Source organism: Streptomyces sp. NPDC059695 (genome assembly GCF_042733785.1).
In the GTDB taxonomy this organism is placed as follows: Bacteria; Actinomycetota; Actinomycetes; order Streptomycetales; family Streptomycetaceae; genus Streptomyces.
In genome coordinates, this window is sequence record NZ_JBHWFF010000079.1 from 1 (window position 1) to 2,844 (window position 2,844).

Below are 2,844 nucleotides of genomic sequence, written 5' to 3' on the forward strand. Positions count from 1 at the left end.
CTGTTCCAAAGCCCCCAGCCGCGAGATCCCGATGCCTGCGCTAAGGGCCAAGATCCCGGGCGGGAGCTACCGATGGGAGCTTGTCAGTGACCGGCGACCGAGGCCAGCATCGCCACCAGGGAGCCGGCCATCGCGGCGGGGCTGACGTCCTTGTCGACCTTGCCCTTGGCCTGGAGCTCCTTCACCGCGTCCGTGAGGGAGTTGGTGACCGAGTTCAGGATCTTCATCCGGATCTTGTAGAACCGCTTGTCGCCCTCGGCGGCGCCGAGGTCCACGACCCGCAGGATCGCGTCGTGCTTCCGCCAGAAGTCCAGGAAGCCCTCGACGAGTTCCTCCGAGGTCTGCCAGCCGGCCTTGCCGACCCAGGAGCGGCCGGCGACCAGCTCGGTCAACGCGGCTCCCTCCTTGGCCATTTCCTCCGCGATCTCGAGGACCGCTCCCTCGACGTCCGGGAAGTACTGATAGAACGTCGCGGGTGAAGTACCCGCCTTCCGGGCCACATCGATGACCTTGACGTCCCGGTAGGGCGAGGAGCTGAGCATCTCACCGAGGCAGTCGAGCAGCTTCTGCCGCGTCGCCTGGCCGCGTCGTCCGGCCACGCGGCCGTCGACGGTGCGTACTTGTCCTGTCATGCCGTCAGCTTACCGAGGGGGGATCGGCGCGCGATTCGGCCGACTGCAAATGGGGTGCACCCCTGTTCTGCGAGGTCGGCGCGGGTGCGTGGCGAGAGAGCGAGGGGCGGTATCGAGCCAGTGTGGTGCGCGGGCGGGCGGCCGCCGGGGCCGGTCGGGGGAGCCCCGCACTCGAATAGGCTTATGAACAGCCTGTGGACAACTTCGGTGGACAACTCAGGCGCCGCAAGGGTTCTGCCCCGATAAATCGCCACTTTGTTCGCATATCGGGGCGTGCGGGGCCGCCCCCGCCGCCCTAGCGTGGTGACATGGCCGTACGCACTGAGGGCACCCCCTGCTGGGTGGACGCACAGCTCCCCGACCTGGAAGCGGGCAAGCGCTTCTACGGCGAGCTCTTCGGCTGGACCTTCGACCCCGACCGCGACGAGGCCCTCCTCGACGGCCGCCGGGCCGCCGGACTCGTCCCCAAGCGCGACGGGCGCATGCCCACCACCTGGACCCTCTACCTCGCCACCGCGAACGCGGGCACCCTCGCCGCCCGGATCAGGGCCGCCGGCGGGCAGATGGTCATGGAGCCCTACCCCGTCGGCCCGTTCGGCGTGTACGCGCTCGCCGCCGACCCCGGCGGCGCGGTCTTCGGCCTCCGCCAGGAGGGCGACGACGACGGCTTCGAGGTCACGAACAAGCCCGGCGCCTTCTGCTGGATGGAGGTCTACACGCGCCGCCCGGACGCCGTCGACACCTTCTACGCCACCGTCTTCGGCTACCTGGGCCGCCAGGCGGACGCCGAGGAGGAGGGCAGGGACGCGGGCTTCGACTACCGCGTCTGGTCGCCCCCCGGCTCCCGGCCCGGCGACGACAGCGCCTTCGCGGGGCGGGCCGTCATCACCGACGACTTCCCCGCCGAGATGCCGGGCCACGTCCTGGTCTACTTCGCCGTCGCCGACTGCGACGAGGCCTGCGAGACCACGGTCCGGCTCGGCGGCCGGGTCGCCACCCCGGCCTTCGACACCCCGCACGGCCGCATCGCCGTCCTCCACGACAACCAGGGCGCCCGCTTCGCCGTCCTCGCGGAACCGAAACCGTCCCCTGTGGACTGATCCGTCCCCCGCTGTACCGGCCGGTACCCCCCGTACCGCAGCACCCCTTTATGAGGTGTGACACCCCGATCCGCCCCCGGGTTCGCAACCGGGGCCCCGGACAGGAAGAATCAGGGGCCACGGGGCCGTACCCTCATGGCCCGTACGGGGAGGTGGCAGGCAAGTGGAACAGCTGACGCAGCACGACCCGAGACGTATCGGGCCCTTCGAGGTGCTGGGCCGGCTCGGCGCGGGCGGAATGGGCCTGGTCTATCTCGCGCGCTCGGCCTCGGGCCGGCGCGTGGCGATCAAGACCGTGCGCACGGAGCTCGCGGAGGACCAGCTGTTCCGGGTCCGCTTCACCCGGGAGGTGGAGGCCGCCCGGGCGGTCTCCGGCTTCTACACGGCAGCCGTCGTCGACGCCGACCCGCGGGCCGCCGTGCCCTGGCTGGCCACCGCCTACGTCCCGGCGCCCTCCCTCGAAGAGATAGTGAACGAGTGCGGGCCGCTCCCGGCCCAGGCCGTCCGCTGGCTCGCCGCGGGCGTCGCCGAGGCCCTGCAGTCCATCCACGGCGCGGGCCTGGTCCACCGCGACCTCAAGCCCTCCAACGTCCTCGTCGTCGAGGACGGCCCCCGGGTGATCGACTTCGGCATCGCGTCGGGCGTCTCCAACACGCGCCTGACCATGACCAACGTCGCCGTCGGCACCCCCGCCTACATGTCGCCCGAGCAGGCCCGCGACTCGCGCAGCGTCACCGGCGCCAGCGACGTCTTCTCGCTGGGCTCGATGCTGGTCTTCGCCGCCACCGGCCACGCGCCCTACCACGGCGCCAACCCGGTCGAGACGGTCTTCATGCTGCTGCGGGAGGGCCCGGACCTGGAGGGCCTCCCGGAGGAGCTGCGGCCCCTCATCGAGTCCTGCATGCAGATGGACGTCACCCGCCGGCCCACGCCGGCCGACCTCCAGGCGCAGCTCGCCCCGCACCTCTTCGGACCCGGCAGCGACGACAGCGGCACGGCCTCGGCGTGGCTGCCGCAGAGCGCCACCGCCATGATCGAGCGGCGCCGCGGCGGCGGCCGCCGGCCCGCCGCGCCCGTCGCGCCGCCGCGGCCCCCGGCGGACCCGCCGGGCC

The 2,844-nt window shown here is 72.2% G+C and carries 2 protein-coding genes and 1 pseudogene; 2 read left to right on the plus strand and 1 reads right to left on the minus strand.

Features of this window, described 5'->3' with window-relative positions; translation table 11 throughout:
• Window positions 1-86: 86 nt before the first annotated feature.
• Window positions 87-632, minus strand: a pseudogene (locus ACFV2S_RS37870) (TetR family transcriptional regulator); the annotation flags it as partial.
• Between the two features lie 308 nt (window positions 633-940).
• On the opposite strand from ACFV2S_RS37870, the gene ACFV2S_RS37875 reads away from it, so the two are divergent.
• Together ACFV2S_RS37875 and ACFV2S_RS37880 are read left to right on the plus strand one after the other, a co-directional pair.
• The gene (locus tag ACFV2S_RS37875) at window positions 941-1,732 is read left to right on the plus strand and encodes a VOC family protein (RefSeq protein ID WP_385570883.1); all 792 of its coding nucleotides are present in this window, start codon (window positions 941-943) and stop codon (window positions 1,730-1,732) included.
• Between the two features lie 163 nt (window positions 1,733-1,895).
• On the plus strand, window positions 1,896-2,844 hold a 949-nt coding region (locus ACFV2S_RS37880; protein ID WP_385570885.1), incomplete at its 3' end, for a serine/threonine-protein kinase.

Bases quoted from the DNA above. Each gene is read 5' to 3' on its own strand.
- ACFV2S_RS37875 (WP_385570883.1), top strand. From the start codon at position 941: ATGGCCGTACGCACTGAGGGCACCCCCTGCTGGGTGGACGCACAGCTC.